This window comes from Cyclobacterium amurskyense, from assembly GCF_001050135.1.
Taxonomy (GTDB): domain Bacteria; phylum Bacteroidota; class Bacteroidia; order Cytophagales; family Cyclobacteriaceae; genus Cyclobacterium; species Cyclobacterium amurskyense.
In genome coordinates, this window is sequence record NZ_CP012040.1 from 3485188 (window position 1) to 3504486 (window position 19299).

Consider the following 19299-nt stretch of genomic DNA (forward strand, 5'->3'; position numbering starts at 1 on the left):
TCAATTGCAATAGAAACCAAAGTTTACTGCCTTATTTTCACAAGAATAGCTAATTACTTTAGCTAGCTTTCAACCTTCTTTCGTTCCTTTTTAGTGCAAAATGGTCTTAAACAACTCTTGGAAACGTTTACTTAGCAAGGCAAAGTAGTTATTATATTTGATTTCCTTTTTTATTAACTCCAATTAAAATTATCTCAGTTCGTTTTTTTCTTATTTGGCCACCAATTCCTGCTGAACTTGGTTGGTTACTTTTAGAATCTTTAACTTTCTAAGTCCTCCGGGAAGTACCCAATCTACAGAGGCTCCTTCTCGGAACCCGATCAAGGCAACAGACAAAGGCGAGAATAAGGAAATCTTATGTTGGGCTAAATCTGCATTTTTAGGGATCACCATTGTCATCTTAATGATTTGTGCAGGGGTTCCCACCTCTACCTCAAAATAAGAGTTCAATTGAATAACGTCTTTAGGGATCTTTTTGTCAGGTACCTTTTTGGCCAATTCTAACTCATTCATCAATTGTCCAACCTCTTTGGTTTTCTGGGCAGGAGTAAGATTGTTAATAATGTTCTTAATTGTACTGTAATCTGATTCTTTAACTATAGGTTTCATTGTTTTTAAATTTTAAAAACAACCATTAGCCGTAAGGTGGAACTCCCACTACGGTTCATTGGTGTTTGCTAGTAAATAATAAATAGGAATAGTGTATAGCCTAAATACCGGTCATGGTGCCCCCTACCTTGATCTATATGGTAGAGGGAGATTTGATAAAGGCTTTATTGTGTGCGAGAACAATCCAATCCACCTTCAATACCCTTGTTAGCGCATTGTTGAAATCGGCGATATGGTTGAACGGTTGAATCATGAGATAATTTAAATCAAGATATAAAAAAATATTGAAATTGTCTAATAATGGCTTTCTCTATAATAAATAATAATTTTCTCAAATCAATACGCATGTTCTTTTACGAAGAGAATTGAATTAAAGTTCATTAAAATTAATAATATATTCCATTTTTACAATTATTGTATTCATTTGTTCTTTCGAAAATCTATTTGATTGGAAGGGATTTAGGTTATTTTTTCTCTTTTGGTTTTTTGCCTAATTAGCACCCAATTTAATGATTTAGTTTTGCTAGAAGGTGTATAGGTTAATGCGTGGTTTGTTAGATTAATAATAAAATAAAAATGGATTTAACAGATGTATTAATTCCATTTTTTAATGGATAATAGCAATATGCAAGGCTTTTGAATGGCAATGCCATTTTTTATTTGCAAATTCGAGAACGTTTCCGTTATTATTTTCACAAGGATACTTTTATTTAAAATTTAGATTGGATATATAGTCTTTTATTTACTCTTCAGATCAGTTAAGACCATGTAATAGGTCGATAGGATCAGGAGAATCAATACTTGATTGTTACCTGTTACAAGTTGAAATCTTTAATAGATCGGCTTTGAAGATCCCATGGCTTGGATGAAAATGTCATTGCTCAATTTGAGGTTTAAATTAACATTAAATGAAAAATACCAGAAGGTTATTTCTGAAATTATCAGGCATTTTAGGCTTAGGTTTAATGAATCGTGTTAAAGCATTCGGTGATACCGAAAGTAAGGTGCCATTGGTAGATCAAGGTATGAGGAATAATTATCAAATTCCGGGTTCTAAAGATTCGGGCAAGAGCATAATTGGTGATTATGGTAAATGGGCGAACAGCTTATTAGATGGTAAAATCCCCAGTCATTCCTACCGAAGAGATAAATGGGAAAGTTTGGAGGATTGGAAAAATAAGGCCATAAAAATCACTGAGGAGAAGTTGGTCGCACCTGATTTAGGCGGTACACCAAAGGTTACTATTGACAAGAAATACGTATACGACGGACTTTCTGTAGAAGAAATAAGCTGGGTACTTCCTACGGGAGGTAGGTCAGAGGGCATTGTGTTGAAGCCAGCCAATGCCAAAGGGAAATTGCCTGGGATTATGGCTTTCCATGACCATGGGGGTTGGAAATATTTCGGTAAAAGAAAAATTACCCGGACAAGTGATGAAAGGCATCCTATGATGGTAGATCACCAAAGGATGTATTATGAGGATTTGGCTTGGGCCAATGAAGTGGCCAAAAGAGGCTATGTAGTGATGGTGCCGGATGCTTTTCCCTTTGCAAGCAGGAGGGTATTGCTTAAGGACGTTCCTAAAAATCTTAGACAGGGTTTAAATGATGATAATCCTGATCTGCCAGAAAATGCCAAAGCTTACAACAATTGGGCGAAAGGGCAGGAGGACACCATGGCCAAGTCACTCTTTAGTGCAGGCACAAGCTGGCCGGGAGTTTTTATGGCTGAGGACCAGAAAGCATTGGATATTTTGTGTGACAGGAATGATGTTCAGGCTGATAAAGTTGGCTGTGGGGGCCTTTCAGGTGGAGGAATGAGGACTGTTTTTTCGGGTGGTTTAGACCCGCGAATAAAATGTGCTGTTTGCGTAGGTTTTATGACTACTTGGAAGGATTTGGTTCTGCACAAATCTTTTACCCATACATGGATGACTTTTGCTCCAGGATTGCCTCCGGCACTTGATTTTCCCGAAATTCTAGGTTTGAGGGTTCCATTACCTACCATGGTGCAAAATTCAATAGAGGACGGTTTGTACTCTTTGGATGAAATGCACGAAGCAGATAAAATACTTTCTTCGGTTTTTGAAAAAGCTGGAGCTGAAGACAAATACAAGTGCTCCTTTTACCCCGGTGGTCATCAATTCAACAAAAAAATGCAAGGAGATGCCTTTGATTGGTTTGATCGTTGGCTGAAGTAACTAGGCTTTTATTATCTTAAGGTTTTTAAAAATAAATAGACAATTCATCCTACTTTAACTCATTTATGAAAGACAACGTTTTCTTTAAGAAGCTCATTTTTGCCATTAGCCTAATCGGTCCCGGGTTATTCCTGATCGGTTATAATATTGGAACTGGAAGTATTACTACAATGGCCAAAGTGGGCGCTGAATACGGTATGATGCTGACTTGGGCATTGGTGCTATCTTGCCTGTTTACTTATGTATTGATGGTGGCTTACGGTAAAACTACACTCGTTACCGGAAATACGGCCCTCTTTAATATCAAGCACAAGTTGAAATACGGTACTGTACTGGCAGTCTATATCATAATTGCCCTTGTGGTTGGTGAGATAATGGCTTTGATGGGGATTTTTGGAATCATTGCCGACCTCATTCAGGAAGGATCAAGGTTACTGTTTGGAGGAGAAGGTTTTAGTACCTTTTGGATTACATCTGTTTTGGTGGTGGCGCTTTACCTGCTTTTCTGGTATGGTAATTACTTGATTTTCGAGAAGGTATTGGTGTTTTTTGTGGCCTTAATGGTGATTTCTTTTATCGTGGTTTTTGTTTTATTGAAACCTGATTTTTCCACAATTGTCTCAGGCATGGCACCATCTATTCCTGACGAACCTGGCGTATTGAGATTGATAGCAGCCATTGCAGGTACCACCTGTTCTGCAGCTGTATTTATTATTAGAAGTACTGTTGTAGCTGAAAAAGGATGGGGAATTCAAGACCTCAAAAACGAAAAAAAAGATGCTATGGTATCTGCTACCATGATGTTTGTGCTTAGTGTGATCATTATGGCAGTTGCTGCAGGTACTTTGCATGTGATGGGGCTGAAGCTGGATAACACAGTTGAGATGATCAAGTTATTTGAACCAATAGGAGGAGAGTTTGCTGCTTTTATCTTGATACTGGGTATTGTGGGTGCAGGTATATCTACTGTATTCCCTATTATATTGATAGCGCCATGGTTGATTAGTGATTTTACTGGGAAGCCCAGAAATATCAAGTCACCTATGTACAGGTGGCTGGCATTTATCGGGATACTGTTTGGTTTTGGTATGCAGTTCTTGGATGCCAGACCTCCATTGATTATGGTTTTTTCCCAGGCTTTTCAGGCCTTTATTCTACCAGCAGTAGCTATTCCTGTTTTTCTTCTCATTAATAACAAGGAGGTTATGAAGATACATGTGGCTGGCTTGAAAGAGAATATTGGGTTGGTAGCAGTTATTCTCTTTAGTCTGCTAACAGCTTATTTTGCGATTGCTGAATTTATTTAAAACTTGCATTGACCAGTCCATTTATAGGCTTGCCTTTGGTAAAGTTTTTAGTCGAAATTAAAGTTTTCTATTTCCTTTTTACCCTTATTTTATTTAAATAGAAGGGTAAGTTCCAGGTAATAAGATGCGTTCTAAATGATTTATAAAAATGAAAAATAACAGAAGAGGTTTTTTAAAAAAGGCAAGTTTACTAGGTCTTGGTGCATCCGGGATGAGTTATGTTCAAGGTTGTGGGCCAAAGAAGCAAGAAATTATAGAAACACCTCTTTCTAAAGAATGGACCTCTGACCCTGAGTGGTTAAAAGTGAAATATGGCGCATGGAGTGGTCCGGGAGTGCCCGTTGGTCCAGGTCCCATGGATGGGGTTTTGGTAAAGGATTATGCACCTAAATCCACTATTATCGCTGAGGAAACATTTATTCCCAAAGCCAAATTTTCTGTGATTGATGCACATGTTCATCACTATACGGAAATAGAAGAAGGTGGAAATCCTAAGCAGGCCATAAAAGATTGGGTGAAGACAATGGATGAAGTAGGGGTAGAAAAATCAGTTGTGCTTACTGTGGCTACCGGGAAAGAATTTGACAAGATGGTTGATTATTATTTGACCGATTACGCAGACAGGTTCCAGCTTTTTTGCGGCATTGAAATGGAAGGGATTGACAAGCCGGATTATCCTGAAAGGGCAGTGAAGGAGTTGGAACGTTGTTATAAATTAGGCGCTAGAGGAGTAGGAGAAGTGACAGACAAGGGTTTTGGTGTCTCTCGTGACCAGTCTTTGAAGCCCGAAGAAAGAATGCACATCGATGATGATAGATTGGATCCATTCTGGGCGAAATGTGGAGAATTGAATATACCTGTTAACGTACACCAGTCCGATCACCCTTCAGCCTGGACACCACCTGATGTTTACCAGGAAAGGACGCCTATATTTCAGCAGTTCAATAAATATGACACAGACGGCCTGACATATGATGAGCTGGTAACTTATCTTCCCAAGTTATTGGTGAAGCATCCAAAAACCACCTTTATCGCATGTCATATGGCCAATTTGGGCAATGACTTGAATCGCCTTGGAGCCATGTTAGATGATTTCGATAATCTTTATCTGGACATTTCTGCCAGGGATTATGAAATTGGAAGACAACCTAGGGCATCAGCCAAATTTTTGACCAAGTACAGTGATAGGGTTTTGTTTGGGACAGATATGGGATTGGATAAACAGATGTACCAAGCTTGGTGGCGTTTGTTGGAAAGTGGGGATGAACACATGCCAGGTAGAGTTTGGTGGAGATACTATGGTCTCGAACTCCCTGAGAATGTATTGGAAAAACTGTATAGAACCAATGCTGAGAAGGTACTTAACTGGACTTGATTTCCTTGTGGTTTTATTGCTTAATGACGATTAAAAAAATAACAATTTCCTCATCAAGTTGATGAAATAAGAAGTTCACAGCCTATACCAGATTTTTTCGGGGTAGGCGGTGGACTTATTTAGTGATGGTTCCCATCCAAACCTTCAGGGGCAATTCAATAGGGATGGGCTTCAGCCCATTTTTTAAGGTAATATCGTTTTATCTGGCTTTAGCAAAAACCTAGAGAATAAAAGTGAATTTATTGAATAGTCCTTTGCCAAATGAAAAACATCTCTTCAAATTTTACTCCATTTTTTCAGGGTACGTCAGGTTACTGAGCTTATCGAAGTATCCTGATCCGGTCTAAGTTTAGCAAAGCGTAACTTAGACTCAAGAAGCCGAAAGCTTTCAACTTTCATTAAATAGGCCAAGAGTGACTCCGACACCGCTGACTTCGACAGGTTCAGCCACCTATGTCATAATACAATTACTTGTTACAAATATTTAACCCGGATTATGTAATAGGATTTCTCCGCCCTGACAATGTCAGGGGTGAAGCCTGTCCCGTGTTTACGGGAAGTGTTGCAATCGCAAGAAAATGGTCGTGTACTGAAATAGGTTGACACAATTTAATTAAAAATTGTAAACCTATAATCGGACAAAATGAGTGAATTACAAAAGTTCTCCGAAGATGCAAGGAGAAAAATCGTTATGGAAGTACTTTCAGGTACTTTAAGCAAAGAACAGGCAAGGCATATTTATGGAATTAAAAGCAAATCCGCTATCTTGGAATGGATGAGGATTTTTGCTGGTCTTGAAAGAAGGCTTCCTAAAGATCCTCTTCCGATTTTAAAAAACATGGCAATAAAAGAGGATTCCAATAGTGAGTTAAAAGCCCGTATAAGGCAACTTGAAGAAGAGCTGAAGCTTAGCCGTTTGAAGGGCAGGGCATACCAGATCATGGTAGATATTGCCAAAGAAGAATATGGGCTAGATCTTGAAAAAAAGTCTGGTGCCAAACAGTTCAAAGACTCAGAGAAGAAGAACCAAAAGTAAGTTTGGCCCAACTTTGTGAATTGTTTGGCAAGAGCAGGCAGGGCTACTATAAAGCTTTAAATTATATTTACCGCGGGGCATTTGAGGAAGAGGTGGTCTTGAGTCTTGTTTTAAAGATCAGAAAGAAGGCCAAAACATCCAGATGGGGGTTGAGAAAGATAAACCCTCTGATTCAGAAAGACCTAATAGGAATGAAAATCAAGATAGGCAGGGATAAACTGTTTGATTTGCTTCGAGTGAACGGGTTATTAGTAACCAAAAGAAAAAGGAAGTTTTTCACTACCCAAAGCCATCATTGGCTTAGGAAGTACCATAACCTGGTAGAAAACATGGTTGTCTACAGGCCCAACCAGTTATGGGTTTCCGATATTACCTACCTTTTACTAAATGGGCAAGTCATGTATCTGTATCTTATTACGGATGCTTATTCCCAGAAAATAGTGGGCTGGAATCTTTCTCTGGATCTGAAGGCTGAATCAGCACTTGAAGCCCTGAAGGTGGCTTTCCAGTCTCAAGAAAACATTAACCATTATTCCCTTGTCCATCATTCGGACCGTGGGGTACAGTACTGCAGTTATGATTACACCGACCTATTGAAAAAGAAGAAAGTTTGGATCAGTATGACGAAGCCCGCTTCACCACATGAAAATGCCATAGCGGAAAGAGTAAATGGAATCCTAAAGGAAGAGTGGCTGGAGGATATTGCAGGAGAAACAAATATCAACCCGAAAAAATACATCATTAAAATTATCAAAATCTATAATGATATGAGACCACACGAGAGTTTAGGAAATCTAACACCTAACCAAGTACATGACGAAGGTTTTACAAGGCATGATACCGAACGCGTTATTGGAAAGAAATATAATTGGAAAAAGAAGACCGAACCTGTCAAGGCCCGGTCTGAAAATAGCAACGCTATCGGACCAAACGACTATTCCTTGGCAAGTTGCTCCTCAGCAGAGCTTGCCTCCGCTTTATCGTGGTACTGTAAGTTAAATGAAACTTCTTAGAAATTAAAACACTTACTATATTTGAAAAACAAAAGTGTCAACCATTTTCAGGACGAGACAAATTAGACTGTTTGGAGGTTTTAGCATAGCACCGATATGGTGAAATTGAAAACAGCAACAACTGGCTGATTTTAAAGCGATTTCAGCACGTAATAGAATGTCTATTGCATATTTCGGGATAATCCAATTACACCAGCTAAGACAGGAGGTTATTGAGAAATTGTATTTTCTCTTCCTTTTTTATCAATAGAAAACCAGGCTATAAACCACTGTTAGTTGTTTTATATCTAAATAAACCCCTGTTTTTCAACTATTCCAATTAAAAATAAATTAGCTCTCTTAATATTTACACATTAGGTGTATTTCTTTTTTCATATGGTGAGTATTTGGGTTTTCGATAACGTTATCGCTATTAAATTTCACTATTTCAATTTATATAATTTGATTATTGGTTAAATTGAACTTAAAGTTTATGTAAAATAAGGTTTAACTCAATGCTTACGCTCTATGAAAAAATCTACTAGCTATTTAATCATCCTCCTAGTCCTGTTGGGAGGAATGAATTTCGGAAATGCCATTGCCCAAGGAACAAGGGTGTTAAATGGTACGGTGTCTGGCCAAAATGGTCAGTCTATCCCTGGAGCCACCATTTTGGTGAAGGGTACTACAAATGGTACCGTCACGGATATGGACGGAAAGTATAGTCTCAGTGTAGGTTCAGATGCTCAAGTGTTAATTGTTTCCTTTGTGGGAATGCTTACTAGTGAAGTAAGCATTGGAAACAGAAGTCAGATAAACGTTACATTAGAGGAAGAAACAGCAGACCTAGATGAATTCGTTGTCATAGGTTATGGAACGCAGAAGAAAGCCACCCTTACAGGGTCTGTTACTAGTGTGGAAAGTGAACAAGTGATTAGTAATCCTTCTGTAAACTTAACCAACTCTTTGTCTGGTCTTTTACCTGGGTTGGTTGCCTTAAATCGTTCCGGAGAACCTGGTGCTGATAACTCTTCTATACTGATTCGGGGGAGTAATACCACTGGAGACAACAGTCCATTTGTGGTCGTTGATGGGGTTCAAAATCCTCCGGGTTGGGAAAGGATCAATCCCAATGATATAGAGTCAATTTCGGTGTTAAAAGATGCTTCTGCAGCTATATACGGCGCTAGGGCTGCTAATGGTGTAATCTTAATTACCACCAAAAGAGGCAAAGAGGGAAAGCCAACTTTAAGTTATACTTTCAATCAGGGTATAAGTCAACCGACGAGACTTCCTGAGTTAGCGGGCTCTTCTTTATTTGCGGGCTATGTTAATGAAATGATGGTCAGGGATGGACAGGATCCCAGGTATACAGATGCGGAAATTGAATTGTTCCGAAATGGTACTGATCCCAATTATCCCAATACCAATTGGTACAAAGAGGTTCTAAAAGATTATTCACTTCAAAGTATGCATAACCTAAGTTTGAGAGGCGGTTCCGAATCAGTACGCTACTCAATGTCAGGTTCCTATTCTCATCAAAATAGTATATTTAAGAAGGGGGTCCATGATTTCAAAGGCTATACAATCCGATCAAATATGGATGCCGATGTCAATGAATACATCACTGTAAATCTTGATCTGAACCTAGGCTTGGATGATCGATCACAGCCTGGAACGGAAAATCCGTGGGGTTGGTTGAACGCAATCCCTATGATGCCGGTGTACTATGAAAACGGTTATCCCTCAGCGGGTATTGAGCAAGGTCTAAACCCTGCTGTAATGACTACCTCGGCCTCGGGAGATCACAATACAAAAACCAAGAGAGCTATTTCAAAAGTTGGTTTCAATATCAAGGCTCCTTGGGTGGAAGGATTGGGATTGGATGGTTATTTTGTTTATAGCAATGAAGACATTCTAGATAAAAGATGGAGAACTCCATGGACTGTTTATAATTATGACATGGCAAACGATACATACCTTCCTCTTCGAGGGGGAAGGATTACTGCTCCAGAATTGACCCAATCGACCAGAAGTGTCAGTAGTACTTTTTTGAATTTCAGGTTAAAATATGAAAGACAATTTGGAGACCATTACATCAACTCTTTTATTGGTGCTGAACAAACTAAAGGGGGCAATGCGTATTATGAAGCCTTTAGAAGAAACTACCTTTCTCCAACCTTATCAGAGTTATTTGCAGGAGATCCTGCTACCCAGCAAAATGATGGGGTATCTGCAGAATCTTCTCGACAAAGTATTTTGGGTAGGGTAAGTTATAACTATCAGGAAAAATACATTATCGATTTTAATGCAAGGTATGATGGCTCTTATGTATTCCCAGAAGGTAAAAGGTTCGGGTTTTTCCCTGGGGTATCTGCTGCCTGGGTATTGTCTGAAGAATTTTTAAAAGACATATCAGGAGTCAATGATTTAAAATTACGTACTTCAATAGGTAAAATGGGAAATGACAGAATTAGTCCTTTTCAATTTATGCCTGCTTACAATCTTGGATTAGATGGGTACCATTTTGGATTACCTACTAACTCTCAATTGGGTGTAGTGCCTGGTGTGACACCAAACCCTAATGTTACATGGGAAGTAGCCACTACTTATAACCTTGGTTTGGATGGGATGTTTTGGAATGGTGGATTAAGTTTTACTTTGGAGGTTTTTAAACAAAGGCGTGAAAATATTTTAACCAAAAGAAACCTCGAAGTTCCATTTTATACAGGCTTGCAATTGCCAGATGAAAATATAGGTATAGTTGAGAATAAAGGATTAGAATTGGCTTTGAATCATCGTGGAAAAGCTACATCACCAAGCGGTTTTTCTTATTCAGTTGGGGGCAACATCGCTTTCAATAAAAATACCGTGATTGATATTTCGGAAGCTCAGGATGTTCCTGATTACCAAAAAGCTGAGGGCAGGATCTTAGGGGCAGGACTATATTATGAAGCACTCGGGATTTTCCGAACTCAGGAGGCTGTTGATTCAAATCCTGTATTCCCGGGGACTCTAGTGGGCCACCTACAGTACAGAGATGTCAATAATGATGGAATCATTAGTTCTCAGGATATGGTCAGAATGGACAAATCCAATATTCCACAAATTACATTTGGACTTAATGGTACATTGAACTATGGGCAATTTTCGCTTTTTGCCAATTTTGCAGGGCAAGGAGGCGCATGGCAATACTATCATCAAAATGCAAGAATTGCGGTAAACGGTTTGGCTGAATTGATCGAAAATAGATATACGCCAGGCAGCATGGATTCTAAATATCCCATACTACCTGATTTGGGAACAAGGACTCAGCCAAGTGGGCTTCAAAGTACTTTTTGGTTGCAAAATGCAAGTTTCATAAGGTTCAAAACCCTTCAAGTAGGCTATAACCTGCCTGCTGCTTTACTTAAGAAATTAAGTTTGTCTTCAGCGAGGATTTATCTGAATGGCAATAATCTCCTTACCATTTCGGAAATCAAATGGTTTGATCCGGAAGGGGATAATGAAAGAGGTTCATTCTATCCACAAAGTCGAATTTTTAATTTGGGTGTTGACCTGTCCTTTTAATCAATTGATGCAAAATTTAAAATTCCCTATTATGAAAACGATATTTAAATACTTGTATATAAATAGAATAACAGGAATGTTTTCCATGCTATTGCTAGTTGCTACGCTGAATATAGCTTGCGATGATGAGGTATTAGATGTTATACCTGCAGACAGGTTTACAGACGAAGCAGTTTGGGCGGATGAATCTTTAATAGAAGCTTTCATTGGCAATGCTTACCGAACCATTCCAAGTGGCCTTCGCTATAGTTTGTATGGACTGTCTGTGGTTACGGATGAAATTAATGCTAGAAGCAACTCTTGGGCCTGGAGTGTTTGGGAGGGTAACCTTAATCCTGATGACCTTAGAGAAGTGGATTATTGGACAGGAGCAAACGATAGAAATATTAATTATTGGCAGCCAATTAACCGCACCAATATCTTTTTCGAAAATATAGATAGGGAAAGAGCTGTGCCAATAGGTGAAAACACCAAAAATAGGATGATTGGTGAAATGAAAACCATCAGGGCTTACAGTTATTTTAAGTTGGCCAGTTTATTTGGTGGCGTGCCATTGTTTACCAAGACTTTTACCTTAGAGGATGATTTTAAAGTAAAAAGAAATACTTATCAGGAAGTCATGGAATTTGTGTTGGCAGAATTGGATGAAGCGATTGATTTGCTTCCAGAAACTTACAATAATGCCGATCAGGGTCGGGTCACTAAGGGGGCAGCCATGGCCATAAAATCACGTGCTACCTTATACTACGCCAGTGAATTGAACAATCCAGCAATGGATCCAACAAAATGGCAGAAAGCAGCAGATGCTGCAAAGGCAGTCATCGATTTGGGACAATATGAGCTTTTTGAGGATTATAGGACCATGTTTCTTGAAGAAAATATCTACAATCCAGAAATGATATGGCAGCGTCCTTACAATCAATTTGTAAGTAGTGAAAGGGTGTACGTTGAATTAAGTTTGTATCCTAATGGCTACAATGGTTTTGGGCAAGTGCATCCGCTACATAATCTGGTAGATGATTTCGAAACGGTGAATGGCCTTCAGCCAGAGGATGATCCTGATTACAATCCCAATGATCCTTATGCAGACAGAGACCCTAGGTTTTATGCCACTATTCTACATGATGGAGCACCTTTCCAAGGAAGAGAAGTGGAAACTTTCTTACCAGGTGGTTTAGATTCAAATGAGGGGCCAGTATCGGCATGGAACGCCACACAAACTGGATATTACCAGTTGAAATTTGCAAATGAAAGGATTGTTAATCCAAGCGGAAATAATATGTCTCAAACCCCGTGGACATTTGCTAGGTATGCTGAAATCTTGTTGAATTATGCAGAGGCTAACTATTTTCTGGGTAACGAAGACATTACCAGAGAATACCTTAATATAGTAAGAAATAGACCAAGTGTAAACATGCCTGATGTTACTGAAAGTGGGGATGCCCTATTTGAAAGAATAGTAAACGAAAGGCGAATTGAGTTGGTCTTTGAAGAACATCGTTGGTTTGATATTCGTCGTTGGAAAATTCTTCCGGAAGTGGCAGACAAAGACCGCACACGAATGATCATCAGAAAACAAGCAGATGGAACAAAGACTTATGAAGTAGCCTTTTGGAAAACTGGAAATTTCAACCCAGCCAATTATTTGCTCCCAATTCCTCAATCCGAAATCAACAAAAATGGATTGCTTGAGCAAAATCCAGGCTATAATGTGGCCCAACAGTAAGTTAATTTAAATAAAATGATGATGTACGTATTTTAATCTGAGGTACGTACATCATTTTTTCATATATTGAGTGCTAAATAATTTGTTCTATGAATAGTAATCGAAGAGATTTCCTCAAATTATCCGGTTTAGGTATGGCTGGATCGGCCTTGTTTCCAGGCTCAGCTTACGGTGCTGAGGAAACCATCGGATACGAAAAAATAAAAAACCTCGCGAATAAAAAACACAAGCAGGTTTTTAATATGTCCGGATATGCAGCTCCTAAAATTGATACGGTTAGGATAGGCGTGGTAGGCCTAGGAAGTAGGGGCTCAGCGGCTGTAAGAAGACTTAGCAAAATTGAAGGGGTTGCTATAAAAGCCCTATGTGACTTGAGACCAGAAAAAGCCGAACAAGCCAAGCAAAAGCTTGCAAATACCGCTCACTCTCCTGATCTCTATACAGGAGATGCGGAAATATGGCAAAAATTGGTGGAGCGAAAGGACCTTGACTTAATTTATATTACCACTCCTTGGGAACTGCACACCCCCATAGCTCTTTATGCAATGGAAAGTGATAAACATGCAGCAGTGGAAGTTCCGGCAGCAATCACCATGGAGGAATGCTGGGCCCTTGTAGAAACCTCTGAAAGAACCAGGAAGCATTGTATGATGCTTGAAAATACCTGTTATGATTTCTTCGAATTGATGACACTGAATATGGTGCGTCAAGGATTTTTTGGTGACATTATTCACTGTGAAGGAGCCTATATCCATGATTTTATCCCTAGCATTTTCAGCAAAGAAAAATGGAATATGTGGCGCTTTCGACACAATGCCAGTCGAAACGGAAACTTATACCCTACTCATGGACTGGGACCTATTTGTCAGGCCATGAATGTCAACAGGGGAGATCAACTTGATTTTCTTGTTTCAGTATCGAGTAAGGATTTTGTCCTTGGAGAGATGACTGAAAAATTGGCTAAAGAGGATGATGTTTACAAAGAATTTGTAGGGAAACCATTTAGGGGGAACATGAATGTAACCACCATCAAAACCAAAAATGGAAGTACCATTATGCTTCAGCATGATGTCTCTTCCCCTAGGGTTTATTCACGAATACATTTGGTAAGTGGTACCAAAGGGGTTGCCATGAAATACCCTTTGCCAGGCCGTATTGCTACAAGTCATGAGGGTTGGCTTCCTGAAGAGGAGATGAAAGTTTTGGAGCAAAAATACCAACCAGAAATTGTAAAAAGAATAGGAGAATTGGCCAAGCAAGTAGGAGGGCATGGAGGAATGGACTTCTTGATGGATTGGCGATTAATAGATTGCTTAAGAAATGGTTTGCCTTTGGAACAAGATGTTTATGATGCAGCTTTATGGAGCTCTGTATTTCCTTTAAGTGAATGGTCAGTAGCCAATCGATCAACGGCTATCGATGTGCCTGATTTTACCGGCGGTTCATGGAAGCAAAACTCCCCAGTGGACATAAATTTGACTCATGGTGGAAATACAGGGATTAACCTTTAATTTAAAAACGTACACTTATGACATGTAATCTAATTAAGCCATGAGAAATTTTCTGTTTGGAAGTCTTTTTTCTATCGTCCAGCTCTTCAGTCCCAGTGTAACAAAAGCCTATGATGGTACTGCGCTGCATTGGAGTCCTCAAGATAGTTTACCCTCCGTTCTATCTGCTCAGCGGGCTGATATCTTAGGTGGAAGGATGAAGCAAAAGGCCCAAATAAAATATGCCACGCACATTTTACCGGAAACCTTGGCTGATTGGGAAAAGAGAAAAAGCGAAATAGTTCGAGAGGTAATTTTAAATAGTGGCATTAAGGTAGATCATGACCTGGAATTGGATATGAGGATAACGGGTACTGTCCAAATGGATGGTTATGCGATAAAAAACATTTATTTTCAAACCCAACCCGGCATTTATGCTACTGCCAACCTTTATATTCCAGAGGGCAAGGGCCCATTTCCAGCTGTGATCAATATGCATGGACATTGGACTGAAGGTAAGGCCGCCGAAAACATACAATCTGTAGGACATAGCCTGGCCAAAAATGGATATGTATGTTTGAGTATTGATGCTTTTGGTTCTGGAGAAAGATCAACCAAACACATGGATTTCGAATACCATGGATCCAATTTAGGTGCTTCATTGATGAACGTAGGTGAGACCCTTTTGGGCGTCCAAGTAATAGACAATATGCGGGCGGTTGATCTATTGAGCAGCTTGCCTTATGTGGATGCCGAAAACATTGGCGCTACAGGTGCAAGTGGTGGAGGGAATCAGACCATGTGGTTTGCTGCCATGGATGAAAGGGTTAAAGCAGCCATGCCAGTAGTGAGTGTAGGTACTTTTGAATCCGCAGTAATGGGTTCCAACTGCGTTTGCGAGTTGATGCCCAATGGGCTTTCATTTACTGAGACTTCGGGTATTTTGGCACTGTATGCTCCCAGGGCTTTGAAAATGTGCAACCACAATAAGGACAGTAACTCTACTTTTTTTCCAGCAGAGATGCTGAGAAGTTACCACAATGCCAAACCAGTCTTTCAGCAGTTTGGGGCCGAAGAAAAGATAGCCTATGAGTTGTTTGATTTGGAACATGGCTATTGGCCGGAAGACAGGGAAGCCATGTTGGGTTGGTTTGACCTACACCTTAAAGGAATAGGGGATGGAAGTTCTCGAGAGGAAATTCCTTTTGAAGTGCTTCCTTATGAGAAATTAATGGTCTTTCCTGAGGGGCAACGGGACCCATTGGTTGTAGGTGTTGCAGAATACAGCCGGAGAAAAGGGCAGAAGTTGAGAGAAAGCTATTTAGGGCAAACCTCTATAGACAAGCAACAAGTGAAATCAGGGTTGAAAGAACTTTTGAAAATCAAAGGTTATCCTAAAGTTGATAAGGTAAACAGTTATTCCTCCGAAGCAGGATGGGAAAAGATAGCCTTAGAAACTTCTAATAACTTACTCACCCCGCTACTTATCAGAAAACCAAGTAATGCAGCATTGGGCTATGTTATCATTGCCACGGCAAATGGGAAACATGAAGTTCCTCAAGCAAGAATTGATGAATTAATAAATAAGGGGCAGGGGGTAGTCATAGTGGAATTGAGTGGTACGGGGGAGGCTGCTTCTCAAGAGGATCAATTGGTCGCTTACCTTACTCCTTTTCATACCCTTGCAAGAGCTAGATTATGGCTTGGAGAAACAATGCTTGGACAATGGGTTGGGGAATTGAACATGGTCTCTGAGTTTGTGAAAGAGCATTATGCACCATCTGTTTTGACCTTTGATGGAGACAAAGAGGCTGGGTTAGCAGGATTGTATTTGGCAGCTTTGGAAGAAGGAACCTTTGAAGCACTTACCCTAAGAAATACTCCGGTAAGTTACCTTTTTGATAACCGTGAAGGAGTAGACTATTTTAGCCTTGCCATCTTCTTGCCTAAATTCCTTCAATGGGGAGATGTGTCACTAGCTGCAGGATTGGCTTCCTTGCCAATTACCTTTGAGAACCCCGTAACCATGTCTGGAGAATCGATATCTCCAGCGAAGGAAAATGAATGGAAAATGGAATTTGCCAGCATAAGAACTTATCTTAAAGGAAAAGGAAGCGTTAAATTTCAATTTTAATACCCACCAATAAAATTTAGAAGCTTAATACAAATAAACTATGAAATCGATAAACAGAAGAAAATTTATCCAAAACACGGGGCTACTTGCAGCGTCTGGCCTTTTGGCACCTTCAATTAGTTATGGTTTTAAAGGGAATAAAAGCCGGGTGGTATTGGTAGGTACTGGTGGTAGAGGTATCGGTATGTGGGGTGCGCCAGTTCAGGAAGAGTACAATGACATTTTGGAATTTGTTGGGTTATGTGATGTTAATCCAGGAAGGGTGGCATACGCCAAAGAAAAAATGAAAGTCGATTGCCCTGTATATACAGATTTTGACAAGATGATGAAGGAAACCAAGCCCGACACCTTGATTGTCACGACTACTGATGCAACCCATCATGAGTACATTATCAAAGGTTTGGAAGCTGGTTTGAGAGTAATCTCAGAAAAACCGATGACTACTGATGAGTTTAAATGTCAGGAAATTTTTGATGCGGAAAAAAGGACAGGAAACAAGGTAATTGTCACTTTTAATATGCGTTATTCAGCCTATGTTCAACAGATATGGGAACTGCTGAGAAATGGAGAAATAGGGGATATAAAATCAGTAGACCTTAACTGGTATTTGGATACCAGTCATGGGGCAAGTTATTTCAGACGTTGGCATGGGGAGAAAGAGCATGGAGGAACCTTACTTGTGCATAAAGCAACCCATCATTTTGATGCTTTGAATTACTGGATGGATTCAGAACCGGAAGAGGTTTTTGCTTACGGTTCCTTGGATTATTACGGACAGAAAAACAGCAAGTTCAATAGTACCAACTGTAGGCCTTGTCCCCATAAGTCCAATTGCAATTTTTATTGGGACATTACCCAAAGCAAAAGTTCAATGGACCTGTATGTAGCCCATGAAAAACATGATGGATATTTACGTGATGGCTGTATTTATCGTAAAGAGGTGGATATTTATGATACCATGGCGGTACAATACAAGTATGCCAACGGTGTTAAGGTAAATTACTCACTGACGGCTTGCTCACCTTACGAAGGCTACAGACTTGCCGTTAATGGGACCAAGGGCAGGTTGGATGCTTGGATAAAGTCCTCAATGCCAACAGGAGTACCTCCTTACCAGGAAATCACGATCAGAAACCTATTCGGTAATGTCAAAAATATAAAAGTCATGCCTGAGTCCGGCGGACACGGAGGTTCTGATCCTAGGCTAAAAGACAAGATATTCAGGTATCCAGATTCACCAGATCTTTACAAACAATCTGCAGGTTCTAGAGATGGCGCCATGTCTGCATTGATTGGTATAGCAGCAAGAAATAGTATTGAGACGGGGAAAATTGTCAGAATAGAAGACCTTACTTCTCTTGTTCCAGTAGCTAGAAAGGGCTGATTTATAGAGCAGAATTCTCTGTGAACGAAGTTTTTACCTTTAAAATATCGATTTAATCTTAATTATTAACACATGAACCACCGCAGAAGGAAGTTCTTGAAGGTTTCAGGAATGGCCGTTACTGGCTTAGGGGTATTGGAAGGTTTTGCTGCCGGGCAATCGGGAAACAATCCCGCTATGCCTATGGAAGACCCTACAAGTTTTCAAATTACACCAGCAATGAAAGAGGCCTATCAGGTAGCATTGAAGGTTTTAAAACCTACCAAGAGCCAGTTGGAACATGGACTTGAACTTCATCGCAATTCTGTGGTGGTTGATTGTTATGGCTTTATGCCCAGAGCCGCAGTCGATGGGGAAAGAATGAAAGGAGCTGTGGAGGAAAATGCTTCTCCTCTAGAGCTTCAGGATATGCAGGAAGACATGACCATGACAGGTTTTGTGGAAGTCAAGCGAGAAACCGAAGAGTTTATCAATGCTTGGAAAGCTTCAGGAGTTACCTGCGTCATCCAAAATTCAGGAGAGGAAGGAAGTGCCATAGAAAGGCTGCTCAAACGATTGTCCAGGTTTACCTATGCTACGGACTGGATGAAGGACACTTTGATAAAGGCCGTTACTCCTGAGGATATTTTGCTAGCCAAACAACAGAACAAGCATTCACTCTACTTTACAGGAAATGGTGTTCCTCTTCCTCAGGACTGGATTTCTGTGGAGGATGAGCTCCGTTATATTAGGGTGTTTTACCAACTTGGTATTCGCATGATGCACCTTACCTATAATCGGCGAAATATGATAGGTGATGGCTGTGGAGAACCGAATGATGCTGGCTTGAGTGATTTTGGGAGAACGGTAGTGGAGGAGATGAATCGGGTAGGTGTGATTGTAGATATTGCTCACTCAGGATGGCAAACAAGTCTGGACGCTGCCAAGTATTCCACAAAACCAATGGTGGCCAGTCACAGTACGGTGAATTCATTGTATGAACATTACCGTGCCAAGCCAGACAATGTTATTAAAGCCATTGCTGACACAGACGGATACCTAGGGATATGTTGTATACCTTGGTTCCTAGGTGGTTCAGGAGATATCGCTTCCATGATGAGGCACATTGATTATATGGTCAAAAAATTTGGAAGCGACCGGGTGGCCATCGGAACAGACGTAGCGCATAATTCTCAATACGCTGCTGAAGAAAACAAGAAAGTGCCTGCTTATAGGAAGCGTAGGAATAGATGGGAAGCACTTTGGCCAGATCCGAAAGAACCCTTTACTACCACCAAGGAGATGACGCAAAGCATGGCTTGGACCAATTGGCCATTGTTTACTGTTGGGATGGTTCAAATGGGATACTCGGACGAGGACATTCAAAAAATACTGAGCGGAAATGTATTACGTGTAGCAAGAGCAGCTTTGAAGTAATTGCTTGTAGGGGATTCTAATTTTATATAGACAGTTTTATAGGGAAAAGCCTATTTTAA

Annotated in this window: 12 protein-coding genes; 11 read left to right on the forward strand and 1 reads right to left on the reverse strand. The window is 40.0% G+C overall.

The window, feature by feature from the left end; all coding sequences use genetic code 11:
* Positions 1 to 210: 210 nt before the first annotated feature.
* The gene (locus CA2015_RS14475) at positions 211 to 609 is read right to left on the reverse strand and encodes a GreA/GreB family elongation factor (protein ID WP_048642542.1); all 399 of its coding nucleotides are present in this window, start codon (positions 607 to 609) and stop codon (positions 211 to 213) included.
* A 908-nt stretch (positions 610 to 1517) separates the two neighbouring features.
* Here CA2015_RS14475 and CA2015_RS14480 point away from each other — a divergent pair.
* The 11 genes from CA2015_RS14480 (at position 1518) to CA2015_RS14530 (ending at position 19240) form a co-directional block, all read left to right on the forward strand.
* Positions 1518 to 2810: a dienelactone hydrolase family protein gene (locus tag CA2015_RS14480; RefSeq protein WP_205749769.1), complete on the forward strand. Its 1293-nt coding sequence runs from the start codon at positions 1518 to 1520 to the stop codon at positions 2808 to 2810.
* Between the two features lie 65 nt (positions 2811 to 2875).
* Positions 2876 to 4117: an Nramp family divalent metal transporter gene (locus tag CA2015_RS14485; RefSeq protein ID WP_048642543.1), complete on the forward strand. Its 1242-nt coding sequence runs from the start codon at positions 2876 to 2878 to the stop codon at positions 4115 to 4117.
* Between the two features lie 148 nt (positions 4118 to 4265).
* Positions 4266 to 5492 (forward strand): amidohydrolase family protein, encoded by a 1227-nt coding sequence (locus CA2015_RS14490; RefSeq protein ID WP_048642544.1) that lies wholly within the window; start codon positions 4266 to 4268, stop codon positions 5490 to 5492.
* Positions 5493 to 6135: 643 nt separating this feature from the next.
* Entirely contained in the window at positions 6136 to 6528 is a 393-nt protein-coding gene (locus CA2015_RS14495) for a hypothetical protein (RefSeq protein ID WP_048640786.1), read from the forward strand.
* A 2-nt stretch (positions 6529 to 6530) separates the two neighbouring features.
* The gene (locus CA2015_RS14500; RefSeq protein WP_048640785.1) at positions 6531 to 7541 is read left to right on the forward strand and encodes an IS3 family transposase; all 1011 of its coding nucleotides are present in this window, start codon (positions 6531 to 6533) and stop codon (positions 7539 to 7541) included.
* Positions 7542 to 8048: 507 nt separating this feature from the next.
* Positions 8049 to 11090 (forward strand): SusC/RagA family TonB-linked outer membrane protein, encoded by a 3042-nt coding sequence (locus CA2015_RS14505; protein ID WP_048642545.1) that lies wholly within the window; start codon positions 8049 to 8051, stop codon positions 11088 to 11090.
* 31 nt (positions 11091 to 11121) lie between these two features.
* On the forward strand, positions 11122 to 12816 hold the full coding sequence (locus CA2015_RS14510; protein WP_169786483.1) for a RagB/SusD family nutrient uptake outer membrane protein: 1695 nt from the start codon (positions 11122 to 11124) through the stop codon (positions 12814 to 12816).
* Positions 12817 to 12905: 89 nt separating this feature from the next.
* The gene (locus tag CA2015_RS14515) at positions 12906 to 14327 is read left to right on the forward strand and encodes a Gfo/Idh/MocA family protein (protein ID WP_048642547.1); all 1422 of its coding nucleotides are present in this window, start codon (positions 12906 to 12908) and stop codon (positions 14325 to 14327) included.
* A 40-nt stretch (positions 14328 to 14367) separates the two neighbouring features.
* Positions 14368 to 16440, forward strand: coding sequence for an alpha/beta hydrolase family protein (locus CA2015_RS14520; RefSeq protein WP_048642548.1), 2073 nt, complete (start codon positions 14368 to 14370; stop codon positions 16438 to 16440).
* Positions 16441 to 16480: 40 nt separating this feature from the next.
* Positions 16481 to 17824, forward strand: coding sequence for a Gfo/Idh/MocA family protein (locus CA2015_RS14525; RefSeq protein ID WP_048642549.1), 1344 nt, complete (start codon positions 16481 to 16483; stop codon positions 17822 to 17824).
* A gap of 72 nt (positions 17825 to 17896) precedes the next feature.
* Positions 17897 to 19240: a dipeptidase gene (locus CA2015_RS14530; protein WP_048642550.1), complete on the forward strand. Its 1344-nt coding sequence runs from the start codon at positions 17897 to 17899 to the stop codon at positions 19238 to 19240.
* Positions 19241 to 19299: the final 59 nt, after the last annotated feature.